Annotated in this window: 13 protein-coding genes and 1 pseudogene; all 14 read right to left on the reverse strand. The window is 70.0% G+C overall.

All coding sequences use genetic code 11. From position 1 onward, the window contains the following. Positions 1-93: 93 nt before the first annotated feature. The 14 genes and pseudogenes from CSC68_RS13950 to CSC68_RS14015 all read right to left on the reverse strand — a co-directional run bounded on the left by CSC68_RS13950 (position 94) and on the right by CSC68_RS14015 (position 16,255). A complete protein-coding gene (locus CSC68_RS13950) occupies positions 94-672 on the reverse strand; it encodes a PilZ domain-containing protein (protein ID WP_162204220.1) in 579 nt (192 codons plus the stop codon). Continuing rightward, positions 669-902 (reverse strand): hypothetical protein, encoded by a 234-nt coding sequence (locus CSC68_RS13955; RefSeq protein WP_162204221.1) that lies wholly within the window; start codon positions 900-902, stop codon positions 669-671. The genes CSC68_RS13950 and CSC68_RS13955 overlap by 4 nt, the downstream gene beginning before the upstream one ends. Further along, on the reverse strand, positions 902-1,204 hold the full coding sequence (locus CSC68_RS13960) for a hypothetical protein (RefSeq protein ID WP_162204222.1): 303 nt from the start codon (positions 1,202-1,204) through the stop codon (positions 902-904). The genes CSC68_RS13955 and CSC68_RS13960 overlap by 1 nt, the downstream gene beginning before the upstream one ends. Then, positions 1,201-1,608: a flagellar export chaperone FliS gene (gene fliS / locus CSC68_RS13965; protein WP_162204223.1), complete on the reverse strand. Its 408-nt coding sequence runs from the start codon at positions 1,606-1,608 to the stop codon at positions 1,201-1,203. Before fliS ends, CSC68_RS13960 begins: the two co-directional genes overlap by 4 nt. A 97-nt stretch (positions 1,609-1,705) precedes the next feature. After that, positions 1,706-3,049 carry a flagellar filament capping protein FliD gene (fliD, locus tag CSC68_RS13970; RefSeq protein ID WP_162204224.1) on the reverse strand — a complete coding sequence of 448 codons (1,344 nt, stop codon included), beginning with the start codon at positions 3,047-3,049 and terminating at the stop codon, positions 1,706-1,708. An 86-nt stretch (positions 3,050-3,135) separates the two neighbouring features. After that, positions 3,136-6,837 (reverse strand): glycosyltransferase, encoded by a 3,702-nt coding sequence (locus CSC68_RS13975; RefSeq protein ID WP_162204225.1) that lies wholly within the window; start codon positions 6,835-6,837, stop codon positions 3,136-3,138. A gap of 125 nt (positions 6,838-6,962) precedes the next feature. Further along, positions 6,963-8,090, reverse strand: a complete 1,128-nt coding sequence (locus tag CSC68_RS13980) for a flagellin (RefSeq protein ID WP_162204226.1) — start codon at positions 8,088-8,090, stop codon at positions 6,963-6,965. A gap of 319 nt (positions 8,091-8,409) precedes the next feature. Then, entirely contained in the window at positions 8,410-9,612 is a 1,203-nt protein-coding gene (gene flgL, locus CSC68_RS13985) for a flagellar hook-associated protein FlgL (protein ID WP_162204227.1), read from the reverse strand. Then, the gene (gene flgK, locus CSC68_RS13990) at positions 9,609-11,486 is read right to left on the reverse strand and encodes a flagellar hook-associated protein FlgK (RefSeq protein ID WP_162204228.1); all 1,878 of its coding nucleotides are present in this window, start codon (positions 11,484-11,486) and stop codon (positions 9,609-9,611) included. Before flgK ends, flgL begins: the two co-directional genes overlap by 4 nt. A 3-nt stretch (positions 11,487-11,489) precedes the next feature. Further along, positions 11,490-12,593: pseudogene (gene flgJ / locus CSC68_RS13995) on the reverse strand (flagellar assembly peptidoglycan hydrolase FlgJ). Then, a complete protein-coding gene (locus CSC68_RS14000) occupies positions 12,593-13,723 on the reverse strand; it encodes a flagellar basal body P-ring protein FlgI (protein WP_162204229.1) in 1,131 nt (376 codons plus the stop codon). The pseudogene flgJ and the gene CSC68_RS14000 overlap by 1 nt, the downstream one beginning before the upstream one ends. Positions 13,724-13,731: 8 nt before the next feature. Next, a complete protein-coding gene (gene flgH / locus CSC68_RS14005) occupies positions 13,732-14,421 on the reverse strand; it encodes a flagellar basal body L-ring protein FlgH (RefSeq protein ID WP_162204230.1) in 690 nt (229 codons plus the stop codon). A 28-nt stretch (positions 14,422-14,449) separates the two neighbouring features. Further along, positions 14,450-15,235 (reverse strand): flagellar basal-body rod protein FlgG, encoded by a 786-nt coding sequence (flgG, locus tag CSC68_RS14010; protein WP_162204231.1) that lies wholly within the window; start codon positions 15,233-15,235, stop codon positions 14,450-14,452. Positions 15,236-15,505: 270 nt separating this feature from the next. After that, positions 15,506-16,255, reverse strand: coding sequence for a flagellar basal body rod protein FlgF (locus CSC68_RS14015; protein ID WP_162204232.1), 750 nt, complete (start codon positions 16,253-16,255; stop codon positions 15,506-15,508). Between the last annotated feature and the right edge of the window lie 32 nt (positions 16,256-16,287).

A 16,287-nucleotide genomic window follows, 5' to 3' on the forward strand; every position in this document is an offset into this window, starting at 1 on the left:
CTGCCGATCCCCGGAAAAACCGCTGCCACCATAGCCTATGGGCCGGGGGTTTTGTAGCGGCGGGCCTCCGCCCCGTTCCGGGGACGCCATCGGTCAGCGGCGGCGCGAGTCGGCGACCTGCCGCCGGTGCATGCGGAACAGATGACGGTCCATGGCTTCCTCCAGCCCGGCCGGCAGGGCCGGGAACCGCAGCCAGAGCCAGCCGGCATCGCCGGTGTGCGCGGTGGCGCTGACGATCACCGGCAGTTCGAGGTCGTCCGGGAGCCATTCGGCCGGCTGCAGGCGCAGGCAACCGGCCGAATCGGCGGCCGGCCGTTCCGCATCGGCGGGCAGCTGCAGGCGCACGCCGCGGGCGGACCAGCGCACCGCGGCGGGCGGCAGGGGCGGGCAGGCCTGGCGGACCAGGCGGCCCAGCAGCACCAGGACCAGGTCGAGCTTGGCGTCCATGCGCTGGGCCAGCAGCGGCAGCTCGCCGCGCTTTTCCTCGCTGGCCTCGTCGCCGCCACGCAGGTCCTCGACCTGGGCCAGCCCGGCCAGCAGGGCGCCCGCCTGGGCCGTGCGCGCGACCACGCCGGGCAGGAAGCTCGCCGGCAGTACCGCGTCGCAGACCAGCACGTCGCCGAACAGGCCCTGCTCGGCGGCCTCCGCCTGCGGCGGCCAAGCCGGGCTCATGCCATTCCCCCGGGAACGCTGGCGTCATCCAGCTCCACCAGGTGCTGGAGCTGGAGCAGGCCGCGCAGGGCCTGCAGCGGGGCGCCCGGCCCGATCTGCTCGACGAATTCCCGCAGGTGCAGCTCGTGCCCGGCCAGGACATCGCCGGCCATTCCGTAGTCCCCGCGGTCCAGCGCCTGGCGCAGGGAAGTGAGGTCGTGGAGCAGGGCGGCGAGGCTGGCGGCGGGCATTATTCGGCTCCGGATCCCGCGTAGGCGTGCATGGCACGGCTGGCTTGCCGCTGCTGGCGCATCAGGCCCAGCAGCCGTTCCTGGCGGTCGCGCATGGCGGCGATGGTCTCCTGCTGGCGATCATGCAGCAAGCGCACGCCTTCCTGCAGGGCCGCTGCGCCATCGAGCGTGCAGAACTCGCGCACCGCCCGGTCGTAAGCGTCCATCATCGGCTGAATGGATTCGATCTCGTCGCGCTCGAGCGCGGCGCGGATCCGGTCCATCGCCCCGTGGAGCTCGGCCAGGCGCTCGGCCGCGTTCATGACGGCATGGCCCGCTGCGCCTGGGGGATCGAGTTCCAGGCCGACTCGATCTCGCCCAGCAGGTCCAGGGATTCGGACAGGGCGGCGACATCGTTGTGCAGGTTCGCCTCGGTCAGGCGGCGGATCATGTAGTCGTAGAGCGATGAGAGGTTCGCGGCCACCTGGCCGCCCGCCTCGTGGTCGAGCGAGCCGCTGAGGTGGCCGAGGATCGCGCAGGCTTCGCCGATCGCCTTGCCCTTCTGCGGGATGTCGCCCTGCTGCATGCAGGCAAGGGCGCGGCGGATACGCTGGCTGGCGCCCTCGAACAGCAGGGCGATCAGCTGGTGCGGATCGGCCTCGGCCACGCGGGCGGAGATGGCGGTTCGGCGGTACTCGTCGGCCAGGGTGCGCTTGGCGGCGTACATGGTGGATGTTCCTCGTGACGGGCCGCGGCCGTTGCCGGCGCAGACGCTGGTGACACTCCGGGTATCGGCCGGGGGGCAGCGGGCTTGAGGACGCCCGTCAGCTCTTGCCGCTCTGGGCCAGCAGGTTGTTGAGCGAGCTGGCGCTTCCCTGCAGCTGCACGATCATGCTCTCCATGGCGGTGAACTGGGCAAGGTAGGTCGAGTGGAGTTTCTCCATGCGGCGGTCCAGCTGTTCGAGCTGGTCGTCGAGGCGGTCGCGCTGCTTGTTGAGGGTCTCGGTGCGCTGGGTGATCACGCCATCGGTGCTGTCCAGGTGGTTCCGGAACACCGTCTTGAGGCCGGTGGCGATGCTGCCCTCGCTGCCGAACAGGCGGGTGACGGCCTGCGGATCCCGGGCCGTGGCCTCGGTGAGCTTGGCCTTGTCCAGGCTCATCACCCCGCTCTTGTCGATGGTGATGCCAAGTTCCTTGAGCGCCAGGGTGTTGCCGCTGGCCAGGTTGCGCAACTGCTGTTGCAGGCCCCTGACCAGCGAGTCGCCGGTGAGTACGGAGGCGGTCTTGGTTTCGGCGTTGTAGCTGCTGGTGGACTTCAGCACCGAGCCGATGCTGTTGTAGGCCGAGACGAAGGCCTCCATGGCGCTCTGCAGGTCGGTGCCGTCGGAGCTGACGTCCAGGCGGAAGCTCTCGCCGGGTTTGGCCGTGGCCAGCGAGAGGTTCACCCCGGGCACCAGGCCGGTGATCGTGTTGGAAGCGGAGGTGCGCTCGAAACCGTCGACGCGCACCCGCGCGTCGGAGCCCGCGACCTGCTCGACCAGGCTGCCGCCGGGGCCGGTGGTCAGGGCCAGGAATCCGCCGTCGCCGCCGCTGGCGGTGATCGTCAGCGCATTCGCGGTGCCGGTCTCGCGGGCGGAGAACACCAGGTGCTCGCCATCGTCGGCGGTGACCACCGTAGCGCCCACGCCCTTGCCGCCGGCGGCGCGGTTGATCGACCTGGCGATGTCGGCCAGGGTCGCGCCTTCCTCGAAGGTCACCGACAGGCTCTGGCCTTCCTCGCTGCCCCAGGCGATGGACAGCTGGCCGGTACCGACCACCGCGCCCGGCGCGTACGCGGCCGAGGACAGCTTCTGCGCCGTGGCCACGGCCAGCACCTCGACCGAATGCGAACCCGGCAGCGCATCGGAAGTGGCCTCGGCGGTGAAGCCGGCGCCATCCTGCACCTTGGCCTGGTAGCCGGGCTTCTCCGCGGCGGTGCCCAGCTTCTCGAGCGCCGTCTGCAGCGAGGTCAGCGAGTTCTTGATCTGGCCGACCGCCGAAAGCTTGGCGCTGATCGCGCTGGTGGCCGAGTTGATTCGGGTCTCGGTGGGGATCCGGGTGGCCTGGACCAGCTGCGAGACCAGGCTCGCGATGTCCAGTCCGGAACCGCCGGTTGAGATCGAAGCCATGATGGGGTCCTTGTCTTGGCCGTCGCGCCGGTGCGCAGGCCTCCGGCGTCGTTAACGGCAGGATGTGCAGGTACTTGAGCGGGGCCTCAGTCGGGCATCCAGCTGGCCAGCCACTCCCGGGCGCTGGCCTCGTCCAGCATCCAGTCGCGATGGATCGCCTCGCGCAGGGCATCGCCGGCCCGGGCCGCAGCGTCCAGGTCGTTGACATGCATGCGGATGGCGTCGACCCAGTCCTTGAACCGAGGCTTGACCCGGGTCACCGGCAGTCCGTCCTGGAAGGCGGCCACGTCGCTGCACACCACCGGGAAGCCGCAGGCACCGAACTCGAGCAGGCGCAGGTTGCTCTTGCAACGGTTGAACTGGTTGTCCTCCAGCGGGGCGATCGCCAGGTCCAGGTCCAGTGCCGCCAGGCGAGCGGGGTACTCGGTGATCGGAACGCCCTGGTGGAACTCGTGGATGAAGGGGCGCAGCTTCTCCGGACACATGCCCATGAACACCCACTCGACCTCATCGGAGAGCGCCCGGACTACATCCGCGACCAGTTCCAGGTCGCCGCGGTGGCTGGCGCCGCCACCCCAGCCGACCCTTGGCAGGCGGCCCTGGCGGCGGCGGCCCTTCAGGTGGGCCCACCAGTGCGCGGGCAGGCGATTCCTCGATACGCGGATCTCCGGATGCAGGCCCTTCATGGCTTCGGCCAGCGGCTCGGTTGAAACCACCAGTCGGTCCACGCTCTTGAGCGCGGCCCGCATGTGCTTGATGAGGTCCTGCGGGAGATGGTCGCGGTGGACGCTCTTGAGCGGGATGTTTGCCATGTAGTCATCGAGCTCGGCGACCTTGAAGGCGCGGCTGAAGCCGGTCATGCGCTTCTGCGCTTCGATCTGCTCCTTCAGCATCTGTCGCTGGAACACGATGGTATCCGGCGCGATCCGCTCCAGCTCCGCTGGGCTGATGTAGTGGTCGCCGATGCGGACGTCCGCCAACCCCTCCGAGACCATGGCCTGCCCGGGATGGATGACCCGGTAGTACCCGCAGCCGAAGCGGTCGGCAGGCAGGGCTAGGACCGTCGGGAGCGGCTTCCATGGCAGCGGATCGCGGTTCAGCCAGGTATTGGTCTCGACCCGGAATGCCCCACCGTTCAGCGACAGGTGGCGGTTGTAGGCCGGGTCGTGGGCGACCACCGGTAGCCATTGCCGGTAGATTGAGGCGTGCGCTTCCAGCACTCGCGCCGCCTTCTCGGCGACGGTGGCCCGGTCCAGCAGTGCGACGCTGGCGCCGCCCTCGTGCATGACCAGGGCGTGGGGCGTCCACACCACCAGGTAGCCGGCGGCGCGCACCTTCAGGCACAGGTCCACGTCGTTGCAGGCATGGCGCAGGCCGGCGTCGCCCGCCAGACCGCCCACTTCTTCGAACAGCGGGCGCCGCACCATGAGGCACGAGCCGGATACCGCACTGTAATTCTGGTCCACCTGCAGGCGCTGCATGTATCCGGGTGCATCGAGCCTGGCGCCAGCGAACGGGGTGCCCGCGGCGCCCTGCACGCCGAGCACGTAGCCGGCATGCTCGACGGTGCCGCTTGGCCGCAGCAGCTTGGCGCCGACCACGCCTACCTCCGGACGCTGGGCGTGGTTGAGCAGCGCGTCGAGCCAGTCTTCGCGGAGGATTGCAGTGTCGTTGTCCAGCAACAACAGGTAGTCGCCGCGAGCGTGGCCGGCGGCCATGTTGACCATTGCCGGATAGTCGAACGGGCCCGGATGGCGCAGCACGCGCAGCTGCATGCTGCCCATCGCCTCGATGCCCTCCAGCCAGCGGCAGGCATCCTCGTCGGTGCTGCCGTTGTCGACGATCAGAATCTCGTAGTTGGTATACGCCGTTTTCTCCAGCACGCCTTCGATGCAGCGCTGCAGCAGGGCGAACTGGTTGCGGGTGGGGACGATGATCGATACGCCGGGCACAGCCGGATGGCCGTACCGGATCCGGTAGCAGCCGGGCCGATGCGACTCGACCACGGCCTCGCTGTAGCCACGGTTACGCAGGTGCCGTTCCAGCGCGTCGATCTCGGCGCGGCTGGTCACCAGCGCCTGCGGCGGGACGACCAGCAGCGGTTCGTGCACGTGGGCCAGACCATCGATCCCGCCTGTTTCAAGCAGGCGCAGCAGCAGGTCGAACTCGGCGGCCTCGGCCATGGTGCCGTCCAGGCCACCGGCCTCCACGAAGACTTCCCGGCGGAACATCCAATGGCGCGCCATGCTTCCGGGCACCGACAGCAGCAGGTCGAGGTTGATGTCGGGCCGGAGCAGCGCGGTGAGGTCGCCCGTGGGCGTGCGCATCACCTCGTCCGCATATACGGCGCGCAGGTCCGGCGTACCGACCGCTTCCTGGACCATTGCCTGCAGGCCCAGCGCGGTGAATTCCTCGCCGGTATCGACCAACAGCAGCCAGTCGCCACACTGGCGCGTGGCGGCGGCGTTCACCGCGCCGGCGAGATCGCCGTCGGCCTGGTAGTGCCAGGTCACGCCCGGCCGGGTTTCTTCGGTCGGACTCTCGCGGTGCACCCGGCTGACGACGTGGATTTTCAGCTTGAAGGTGCCCGCGCGCGCGGCACTGCGCAGGCTGCTGACCGTCCTTCGGATGTGCTTGCGCGATCCACTGCGGTCGAGGACGAATACCGCAACCTCCGGGAGGGCGCCCGAGGCATCCGCGTGCGCCTGGGCAAGGCGCAGCTGGGGGCGGCTGGGGGTGCGCGACTCCAGCCAGTCGGCGATGGCGGTATCCCGGTCAACCTGGCTACGGGCGATGCGGATGCGGCGTGCCTGGGCGAGGCTTCCCCGCGGCGGATCGGCCAGCGCGGGCAGGGCGCCGACCTTGTCCAGCACCGAATCGACCCAGGTGGGCAGGAAGAAGCCTGTGCGGATCCGCGCCGAAAGCTCCTGCACCTGGGCGGCCGCCGTGGGAAAGCTGGCCAGCAGCTCGTCTGCGATGGAGGCGGCGTCCAGCTGCCTGTTGCAGCAGCGGCCGGAAAAGTTGTAGAACGCGGCCCGCTCGAAATTGTCGGTCGTGATGTAGCCCGGCCCGCCGAAGCGGTCGTAGCAGTACACCGGGATTCCCTGGGACAGCGCGGCCTGGGTGGTTCGCCCGATGGTGAGGACGACATCCACGTCGGCCAGCAGCGCTGGGCTGACACGCCGCGCGTCGTGGCCATGGCCATGGATCACCACCTGCACGCCCGCGTCCTGGAGGCGCGAAATCGCGGCCATCACCTCCGCCGGCACGTGGTTGGAGACGAACGCCAGCTTCCGGGGGGCGGCCGGCAGCCGCCGCAGGCCGTGGGATTCCCACTCGCGGGTGATGCAGTTGGGCATCACCGTGATCGATCCGGCCGGTATCCCGTAACCCTCGATGACCTCGCGCGTCTCGTGCGAGTTCGCCAGCACATGGGTCAGGCTGTCGGCATAGAGCGGTGGGCACTCCAGGGGCTCGTATGGCGACAGCGAGGAGAATACGATCCGGTCCGCCGACAGGTTGCGCCCGATCAGCAGGGAATCGAAGCAGCTGGAGTGGTGGCCCCAGTAAAGGTCGAAGTGGGTCTCCACCGGTGCCGGCGGCGCGGACAGGTCGATCCACTGCACCCCCAGGGCGTCGAAATCCTGGCGGATGTCGCCACCGCTGGCGAATGTCGCCACGGTCACCACATGGCCGGATTCGACCAGATGCTGGGCGATCTCGTACGTGACGAGTTCCGATCTGGCGTACTGCGCCAGCGTGTTGTTCGACAGGAGGATTCTGGACATGGGCGGACCACCGTAAGTACGGGGCCACTCATGCAAGCCACGTGCCGCCGCTGGCAGGGCGGAAACGAAAAAGGCCCGCCTCCCTTGCGGGGAGGCGGGTCCGGCGTGGTCCTGCCCGTGAAGGCTTACTGCAGCAGGCTCAGCACGTTCTGCGGGATCGACTTGGCCTGGGCCAGCATCGCCGTGCCGGCCTGCTGCAGGATCTGCGTGCGGGTCAGCTCGGCGGTCTCCTTGGCGTAGTCGGCGTCGCGGATGCGGCTGCGCGAGGCGGACAGGTTCTCGCTGGTGCTCTGCAGGTTGGCGATGGTCGAAGTGAAGCGGTTCTGGATCGCGCCCATGTCGGCGCGGGCGGAGTTCACCGAGGTCAGGGCGGCATCGACGATCTCCATCGCGCGCTGCGCGCCGGCGAAGCTCGAGATGTCCAGGTCCTTGGCGAAGCTGGCGGCGGAGGCGTCGGCGTCGGTGCTGCCGGCGGTCAGGCCGGTGCCGGCGACGGTGCCGCCGATCACCCGGTCCTGCCCGGCCTTGACCGAGGTCAGGGTGATCCCGGCGCCGTCGACGCTGGCGTAGACGCCGGTCTGGTCGAACTTGTCGTTGATCGCCTGGGCCAGGGCCTTGGCGTTGTCCGCGGCCACGCCGGTGTCGGCGACGTCGGCGATGGTCACGCTGTTGATCGTCAGGCCGCTGATGTCGGCGCCGGTGGTGACGGTGCCGGTGGCGACGGCGGCGAACTTGACGTTGCCCAGCGCGTTCGCGTTGGCGTCGACGATGCTGTTCACGCCGATGGTCTGGCCGGCGTTGGCGCCGACCTGGAACAGGGCGCCGGCGAAGGAGCCGTCCAGCAGCTTGGTGTTGTTGAAGTTGGTCTGGTTGGCGACGCGGTCGATCTCGGCGACCAGCTGCGAGACTTCGGCGTTCAGCGCGTCGCGGTCGGACTGCGAGTTGGTGGCGTTGGCCGACTGCACCGCCAGTTCGCGGATGCGCTGCAGGTTGTTGCCGATCTCGACCATCGCGCCTTCGGCGGTCTGGGCCAGCGAGATGCCGTCGTTGGCGTTGCGCACGGCGACGTCCAGGCCACGGATCTGGGTGGTGAAGCGCTCCGAGATCGCCAGGCCGGCGGCGTCGTCCTTCGCGCTGTTGATGCGCAGGCCCGACGACAGGCGCTGGATGGTGGTCGCCAGGCTCGCGCTGTTGGTGTTCAGGTTGCGCTGCGCGTTCAGCGACATCACGTTGGTATTGATGACTTGTGCCATTTTGATTCTCCTCTAAGCGATTTTTCCCGGCGGATAGGACTGCGTAAGTCTTGCCGGACTCCACAGGGGGGTCATCAATCTGACCGGTGCCGCTGCTGTATCCATTAACGGCGCCAGCATTCGAAGCTTTAGTGCCGTGCCGGAAATTTTTTTCTTTGCTACCGGGCACTTGCGTGCTCAAAGAGCCTGCCCCCGGTCGCCTCCGGCTACGGTATCGATTAACGGCAGCGCCGTGCCGGGCTTTAGGGGGGGCGTGACGAAAAGAAAAACGGCGCGGTTTCCCGCGCCGTTCCAGGTCCTGCGTCGGCCCCCTTCGGGCCTAGCGCAGGAGGTTGAAGAGCGACAGCCCCTGCATGCGGGTGAACACGGTCTGCGCCGTCTGCAGCGCGGTGCTTTCCAGCTGGAAGCGGGTGATCGCGTCCGCGTAGTCCAGGTCGCGCATGCCGGACAGGGTGGTCTTGAGCGTGACCGCATTGGCCTCGCGCAGCGAGGCCGCGTCGTCCACCAGGGCCAGCTGGGCGCCGCCGGCGGCGCGGGCGTCGATCATGTTCTCGGCCGCGCGCGCGACATCGCGCATGGATGCCTGCAGGGCGTTGCGCCTCGCGGCCTTGTCCCCGGCGGTGACCACCGGCGCCTCGAGCGCGTCGATCATCTCCTGCACGGTTGCGAACACGTCGCGCGTGCCCGCCGGGCCGATCTGCAGCTCGTCGCCGTCCGCGGGCTGGCCGCTGACCGAAAGGCGCAGGCCGCCGAACTCGATATCGGTCTTCGGCGCCCAGGTACCGCCGCCGACCATGTTGTTGTCCGCGTCGAACACTTCATAGCCGTTGCCGGCGGTGAAGCGGATCGTATAGCTCTCGCCATTCCAGCCGCCTGCGGTGCTACGGCTGAAGCTCTCCAGTATCCCCGTACCGCTGTTGCCGGCGGCCATGCGTGCGTCCACGGTGCCGTCACCGGTGCGGATGCGCATGAAGACTTCGCTGCCCGGCAGCGTGTCCTGCACGAAGCTGCCCGGCGCGATCTCGACCGAGCGCTGGGTCTGGTCGCCGTTGTAGGCGATGCCGCCGGCGACCCGGCTGAACGGCGCGACGTCGTCGGCCGCTCCGCCGAAAAGATAGCGCCCGGTGCCGTCCGTGCTGTTGGCCAGGCTGATCAGGTTGTCGCGGATCGTGCGCAGCTCGGCGGCGATGGACTTGCGGTCATCGTCCGAGAGCGTGTCGGTGTTGGCCTGGACCGCAAGCTCGTTGATGCGGATCATGTCGTCGCCGACCAGCGTCAGCACGTTTTCCTGCTGGCCGAGCCGGTTGCTCACCGTATTGGCGTTGAGGCCGAAGCGCTCCAGCTCCGCGAGGGTGCGGTCCAGGCCCACGGCGGCGCCCGCGCCGACCGGATCGTCCTTGGCGGTGACGATCTTCTTGCCGGTGGCGACCTGCTGCTGCAGCGCCGAAAGCTGCTTCTGGCGCGCCAGCATGGTGGCCAGCGCCGTGTCGAACATCATGCTGGTGGAGATGCGGCTGCTCATCGGGCGACTGCGCTCAGGATGGACTGGAACATGGTGTCGGCGGTGGAGATGATCTGCGCCGCGGCCTGGTAGGCCTGCTGCAGGCGGAGCATGTTCGCCGCTTCCTCGTCGAGGTTGACGCCGGCCACCGCGTCGCGCGCGGCCTTGGCGTTGTCGTGGATCACCTGCTGGGCATCGGCCGCGTACTCGGCCTGGCGCGCGTGCGAGCCGATCATGGTGGTGAGGCCGCCGACGGCGCCGTTGAGGCTGATCGTGCCGCCGCTGACCACGCGTGCGTCGTCCAGGTTCGCCAGCCGGTTGGCATTGCCGTTGTCCGCCGAGCCGGGGCCGGTGCGGGAGATCGTGAACTGGTCGCCCGCCGCGGGGATGCCGTCGAGCACCACGCTCCAGCCATTGGCGCTGATCCGCTGCCCTGGGGTGAAGGCGAACGGACCGGCGCCGTCGATGGTGTACTGGCCTGCGTCCAGGAACTCGATGACCGCGTCCTGGAGCAGGTCCGGATCGCCGGCGTCCTCCACGCGCAGGTCAGACAGCACGCCGCTGCCGACGTTGGCCAGCGCGGCGCCACCGCGTACCGGCGTGGCGGCGGCGATGCGCGAAGGATCGGTGATCGCCACGTTGATCCCGGTCGCGGCGCCGGCGGTCGGCTGCAGCAGGAAGCGGGCGCCCAGTGCCGGCGTTCCGGACCCCTCCAGCGAGATGCCGTCGCCCACGAACGGATCGGCCGCGGTGCCGCTACCGGTCATCGGCACCGCCTCGCCGGTGTCGGCGCGCATTGCCATCCAGCCGGTGTCGCCGAAGCGCAGCACCAGGTTCTGGCCGGTCAGCGCGGAGACGTCGGATACCTGGGCCTGGATCGCGGCGCTGCCGGTGTTGCGGGCGTTGCCGTTGACCTGCGGCGCGGGCAGGCTGAAGAAGGTGCCGCCCATCGCCCCGTACAGGTCCATGCCGGCTGCGTGGCCCTCGTTGAACGTGGTGGCCATCGCCCCCGCGATCCGGCCCAGCTCGGCCGCGGCCGGATCCAGCACGGTATCGCGGAACTCCACCAGGCCGCCAATGCGTCCACCGAGGGCGCGCTGGTCGAGCAGGGTGGTGGTGCCGCCGCCCTTCAGCGCCAGCTGCAGGCGCTCGGGACGGTAGGGATCGGCCACCGTGGTCAGGGTGGAGGCCTCCATGCCCACCACCAGCGGCTGGCCGCCGGCGGTGAACACGTTGATGGGACCGCCGTCCTGCATGACCGCGGTGCCGCCGGTGTAGCCGACCAGCTGGGCGACCAGGTGGTCGCGGCGGTCGAGCAGGTCCGGCGCGGCGCGGCTCGCGTCCGAGCCAATCTCGCTGTTGATGCGCGCAATCTCCGCGGCCAGGCGGTTGACCTCGCTGGCGCCGGTGACCAGGCCGTTGTTGACTTCCGAATCCAGCGAACGCAGCTGGCCGTCCAGCTGGCGGAAGCGCGCCGCCAGCGTGCTGGCCTCCTTGAGCAGGTTCTGCCGCTCGGCGGTGCCGCCGGCATTGGAGGACAGCGCGCTGACCGAGTCGAAGAAGTCCGACCACACGCCGGCCAGGTTGGTGGCGGTGTCGGAGAACAGCGAATCCAGCCGGCCGGTCAGGGAGGACAGCTGCTGCAGCCGGGCCAGTTCTCCACCGGTGTCCAGCAGGCGCGAGGTGGCCAGCTCGTCGGCCATGCGGCGGATGCCGCTGATCTCGGTGCCATTGCCGACATAGCCGTAGCCGTAGTTGGTGGGGTTGCGCGCGGCCAGCTCCACCCGCTGGCGGGTGTAGCCCTCGGTGTTGACGTTGGCGACGTTGTGGCTGACCGTCGACAGTGCCCGCTGGAAGGCGAGCAGGGCGCCGGTGCCGGTGGAGAGGACGGACATCGCTTATCTCCTTGTGATGCCGCTGGCCATGTCGCCGGCGGCCGCCAGCGCGGTGTTGGCGGTGCGTGCGGCCACGCCGGCGATCGCCTGCATGGCGCGGTTCACGGTCGGGCCGTTGGCGATCGCGGTGATCTTGGCGGCGTAGGCCGGGTCGGTCGCGTAGCCGGCGCTCTGCAACGCCTGGGCGAAGCGGCGCACGTCGCCGCCGGCCTGCAGCGCCTTCTGGTAGCGCGGGTTGTTCTTCAGCATGCGCACGTAGTCGGCGAAGCTCTCGGCGGGCGTGGCATAGGCACGGAACTGCGCCGTCTCAGTGCGGCGCTGGCCGTCCACGTACTCGTGGGTGCGGGTGGTGGCGCGTTCGCCGCTCCACCCACTGGCCTTGATGCCGAACAGGTTGTTGGCGCTGCCGCCGCCGTCGCGCTGGATCTGGCGCCGGCCCCAGCCGGTCTCCAGCGCGGCCTGCGCGACCAGGGCGCGTGCGTCCACGCCCAGTTCCTGCGCCGCCGCCTGTGCCTGGTCCCAGATGCTGGCGACGAAGCGTTCCGGGCTGCGCGGGGCGAATTCCTCCGCGGCCAGCGCGGCCACGCCGGTCCCGGCGGAAGCCACCGCGGCCTCGGGACCGGCCATCAGCCGGCGCACGAGGTTGTCCAGCGGCGAGCTTTCGCTGGTGGAGCCGTCGCGGCCGGCAATCACGTCCAGCGCACGCGCGGCCTCCGGACCGATCACAGCATCGGCGCCGGCCGCCTGGGCCTAGGCAAGGGCAGCCGCGGCCGCGCGGGTGGGACCGGGACGTGCCTGGATGCTGTTGTCCAGCGGCTTGGCGCCGTCCGCGTCGATTCCACTCTGGCGTGCCAGCTGGCGGGCGATCATCGGCGCCAGGCCCAGGCCCTTGCCGGAGGTCATCGCCTGGGCCAGCTGCTGGTCGTACATGTCGCGGAAGGTCTGGTTCTCGCCCGGGAACAGCGAGTCGCCGAAGCTGGCGTCGCGCATGCTCTTGACCAGCATCTGCGCGAACTGGCCTTCGAGCTGGCGCGCGACATGCTCGACCCGCGCGGCGTCGGGCCTGGACTGGGGGGACAGTTCCAGCGGTCGGGCGTCGAGGCGCATCAGATCACTTCCAGCTCCGCGCGCAGCGCGCCGGCCTGCTTGAGGGCCTCGAGGATGGCGATCAGGTCGCCGGGGGCGGCTCCGACCTCGTTGACCGCGCGCACGATCTCGTCGAGCGTGGTGCCGCCCTCGAAGCGGAACATGCGGCTGCCGTCCTGTGAGGTGCTGACCGTGGAGGTGGGCGCGGTCACGGTGCCGCCGCCGGCGAAGGCGCCGGGCTGGCTCACCTGCACGCCTTCCTGGATGGTGACCGTCAGTGCGCCGTGCGCGACCGCCGCAGGCATCACCCGCACCTGCGAGCCGATCACCACCGTGCCGGTGCGGGCGTTGACGATGACCTTGGCCGGGGCCGAGCCCGGGGTCAGTTCCAGGTTCTCGATCTGCGACAGGAAGGTGATGCGCGTGCCCGGATCCGACGGGCCGGCCACCGCCACCGTGACGCCGTCGACCGCGCGGGCCACGCCTGGGCCGTAGACGCGGTTGATCGCGTCGACCATGCGCGCGACGGTGGTGAAGTCGTTGCGGTTGAGGTTGAGGGTGATGTCGCCGCCGCCGTCCAGCACGTTGGGCAGGGCGCGCTCGACCGTGGCGCCATTGGGGATGCGCCCGGCGCTGGGGATGTTCACCGCCACGCGCGAGCCGTCGCGGCCCTGGGCGCCGAAGCCACCGACCACCAGGTTGCCCTGGGCGATGGCGTAGACCTGGCCGTCGGCGCCCTTCAGCGGCGCCATCAACAGCGAGCCGCCACGCAGCGAGACCGCGTTGCCGATCGAGGAGACGGTCACGTCGATGGTCTGGCCTGGCTTGGCGAACGGCGGCAGTTCGGCATGGATGGCCACCGCGGCCACGTTCTTCAGCTGCGGGTTGACGTTGGCCGGCACCTGCACGCCCAGCTCGGCCAGCATGTTCTTCAGGCTCTGCACTGTGAAGGGCGCCTGGCTGGTGCGGTCGCCGCTGTTGTCCAGGCCGACCACCAGGCCGTAGCCGACCAGGGCGTTGCTGCGCACGCCGCCGACCTGGGCCAGGTCCTTGATGCGCTCGGCGCCGGCCGGGCCGGCGGCCAGCGCCAGCAGGCCCAGCACGCAGGCGAGGGCACGGCGGCCGGGGGAACGGTTGCGGGAGGTTGCCATGGTCGACCTCAGTACGGGTACAGGCGCGAGTTGAAGAAGCGGCCCAGCCAGCCCATCGCGTTGGCCTGGGCGATGGCGCCGCGACCGCCGTAGACGATGCGCGCGTCGCCGACGCGGCTGGACGGCACGGTGTTGTCGCGGCCGATGTCCTGCGGGCGGACGATGCCCTGGATCTGCACCAGCTCGTCGCCCTGGTTCAGGCGCAGGTTCTTCTCGCCCTGGACCACCAGGTTGCCGTTGGGCAGGCGCTGGACGACGCTGACGGTGACGCTGCCCTGCAGGCGGTTGCTCTGGCTGGACTTGCCCTGTCCGTCGAAGTCGCGCTCGCCGCTGGCCGAGGCCGAGAGGATGTCGCGCCCCTTGTAGGTCACCGGGCCGCCAAGCAGCGAAGTCACGCCGGTGGACAGCTCGCTTTCCTTGCTGACCTGGGTGGTGGCACTGGTCTGCGCGGTGGTCGACTCGACCAGGGTGATGGTCAGCAGGTCGCCGACGTCGCGGGCGATGCGGTCGCCGTACAGCGACATGCCCTGGCCGCCAGCGTAGATCGCGCCGGGCGTCGGCGCGCCCTGCACCGGCATGACCGCCACCACCGGGGCCATGGGCGGGTAGGGGCGCACGTCGCCGGCGGCCACGCAGCCGCCCAGCAGCAGCGCGGCCGGCAGGGCCAGTGCGGTGGCGATGCGAGAACGGGGGTTCATGGCAGGCTCCAGCGGCGCGACGCGCCGGTCAGACGTTGTTGTTGAGGTAGCCGAGCATCGAGTCGGTGGTGGAGATGGCCTTGGCGTTCATCTCGTAGGCGCGCTGGGTCTCGATCATGCTGACCAGCTCCTCGACCACGTTGACGTTGCTGCCCTCCAGCGCGCCCTGTTCGACCAGGCCCAGGCCGTTGAGGCCCGGGGTGCCGTTCTGGGCCGGGCCCGAGGCGGTGGTTTCGATGTACAGGTTCTCGCCGCGCGCCTGCAGGCCCGCGGGATTGATGAAGTCGGTCAGGGTCAGGGCGCCGATCTCAAGCGCCTGGCCGTCGCCGGCCATCTGCACGGTGATCGTGCCGTCGGTGCCGATGGTCATCGACTGCGCGCCTTCCGGGACCTGGATGCCCGGCTGCACCGGGTAGCCGCTGCTGGTCACCAGCTCGCCCTGGGCGTTGACCTGGAAGCTGCCGTCGCGGGTATAGGCCGAGCTGCCGTCGGGCATCAGCACCTCGAAGAAGCCGCGGCCGTTGATCATCACGTCGAGGGCGCGGCCGGTCTGCTGAGGGTTGCCCTGGGCGAAGTCCTTGGCGGTGGACACCACGCGCACGCCGGTGCCCAGCTGCAGGCCGGACGGGAGCTGGGTCTGGGCCGAGGTCGAGCCGCCGGGCTGGCGCACCTGCTGGTACAGCAGGTCCTCGAAGTTGGCGCGGTCGCGCTTGAAGCCGGTGGTGTTGGTGTTGGCCAGGTTGTTGGACACCACCGACATGCGCGTCTGCTGCGCATCCAGACCGGTCTTGGCGACCCAGAGTGCCTGATTCATGACGCGGTACCTCACGTGACGGATTGACGCCATGGCATATGCATGGCGCGTGCCAGAACGGCGTCGATGGGCCGTCGCGGGCGTCCGGGGAGGCAGGAGGCGGTGGAGGGGGCGGCCGGCCGGCACCGGGCGTCCTGGCGCGGGTGGCGCACGGCTTCCGCGGGGCGGGGCAGGCAAGTTCCTGCGGCAGCGGGCACGATGGCGCGGCCAGGCGCAGGCGCGCCCGCTACAGGCCAGCCCGGGGCAAGGCGGGGAGATGCGCCGGGCGGCTCAGCCGCCCAGGCGCAGCAGGCTGTTGGAGGTCCGCGCGTTCTCGTCGCCGGTCTTGATGACCTTCACCTGCATCTCGAACTGGCGCTGGATCTGGATCATCTGCACCAGGGCGCCGGCCGCGTCGACGTTGCTTTCCTCGACCGCACCGGTGGTCATCACCGTGCCGGGCGCCTGCAGCAATGCCTGCTGCGGACTGGTGTTGCGCATCAGGCCGTCCTGGCCGCGGGTCAGCTGCTCCGGCCTCGCCTCGACCACCTTCAGCCGGCCCAGGACCGCCATCGTGTCGGCGCCTTCGCCCAGCGGCACGATCGATACCGTGCCGTCCTGGCCGATCTCCAGTGCCTGGTGCGGCGGCAGCACCATCGGGTTGCCGCCCTCGTCCAGCAACGGGTGCCCGCCGGCGGTGACCAGCTGGCCGTTGGGCGTCAGCGACAGGTTTCCGGCGCGGGTATAGGCCTCGCCACCGTCCGGCGACTGCACGGCCAGCCAGCGGTCGGCGTGCAGCGAGACGTCCAGGGCGTTACCGGTCACCCGCATGGCGCCGAGGCTGGAGTTGAACCCCTGGTCCACGTGGAGCGCCGCGACCCGCGACGGGTATCCGGCGCCGCGCACGGGGAAGGCCTCGGTGTTGGCCAGCACCGCCTTGAAGCCGGCGGTGTCGACGTTGGCCAGGTTGTGGCTGACCGTGGCCTGCGCCTGCAGCGACGCGCGGGCGCCGGTCATCGCGATGTAGAGCGCTTTGTCCATGGGAAGCCGGGATTGGGGATTGGGGATTGGGG

Origin of the sequence: Pseudoxanthomonas suwonensis (assembly GCF_010093235.1) — a bacterium.
Lineage (GTDB): Bacteria > Pseudomonadota > Gammaproteobacteria > Xanthomonadales > Xanthomonadaceae > Pseudoxanthomonas > Pseudoxanthomonas suwonensis.

Bases quoted from the DNA above. Each gene is read 5' to 3' on its own strand.
- fliD (WP_162204224.1), bottom strand. From the start codon at position 3,049: ATGGCTTCGATCTCAACCGGCGGTTCCGGACTGGACATCGCGAGCCTG.
- CSC68_RS14000 (WP_162204229.1), bottom strand. From the start codon at position 13,723: ATGGCAACCTCCCGCAACCGTTCCCCCGGCCGCCGTGCCCTCGCCTGC.
- flgG (WP_162204231.1), bottom strand. From the start codon at position 15,235: ATGAATCAGGCACTCTGGGTCGCCAAGACCGGTCTGGATGCGCAGCAG.
- CSC68_RS13975 (WP_162204225.1), bottom strand. From the start codon at position 6,837: ATGTCCAGAATCCTCCTGTCGAACAACACGCTGGCGCAGTACGCCAGA.
- flgH (WP_162204230.1), bottom strand. From the start codon at position 14,421: ATGAACCCCCGTTCTCGCATCGCCACCGCACTGGCCCTGCCGGCCGCG.
- CSC68_RS14015 (WP_162204232.1), bottom strand. From the start codon at position 16,255: ATGGACAAAGCGCTCTACATCGCGATGACCGGCGCCCGCGCGTCGCTG.
- flgK (WP_162204228.1), bottom strand. From the start codon at position 11,486: ATGTCCGTCCTCTCCACCGGCACCGGCGCCCTGCTCGCCTTCCAGCGG.
- flgL (WP_162204227.1), bottom strand. From the start codon at position 9,612: ATGAGCAGCCGCATCTCCACCAGCATGATGTTCGACACGGCGCTGGCC.
- CSC68_RS13980 (WP_162204226.1), bottom strand. From the start codon at position 8,090: ATGGCACAAGTCATCAATACCAACGTGATGTCGCTGAACGCGCAGCGC.
- CSC68_RS13950 (WP_162204220.1), bottom strand. From the start codon at position 672: ATGAGCCCGGCTTGGCCGCCGCAGGCGGAGGCCGCCGAGCAGGGCCTG.
- CSC68_RS13960 (WP_162204222.1), bottom strand. From the start codon at position 1,204: ATGAACGCGGCCGAGCGCCTGGCCGAGCTCCACGGGGCGATGGACCGG.
- fliS (WP_162204223.1), bottom strand. From the start codon at position 1,608: ATGTACGCCGCCAAGCGCACCCTGGCCGACGAGTACCGCCGAACCGCC.
- CSC68_RS13955 (WP_162204221.1), bottom strand. From the start codon at position 902: ATGCCCGCCGCCAGCCTCGCCGCCCTGCTCCACGACCTCACTTCCCTG.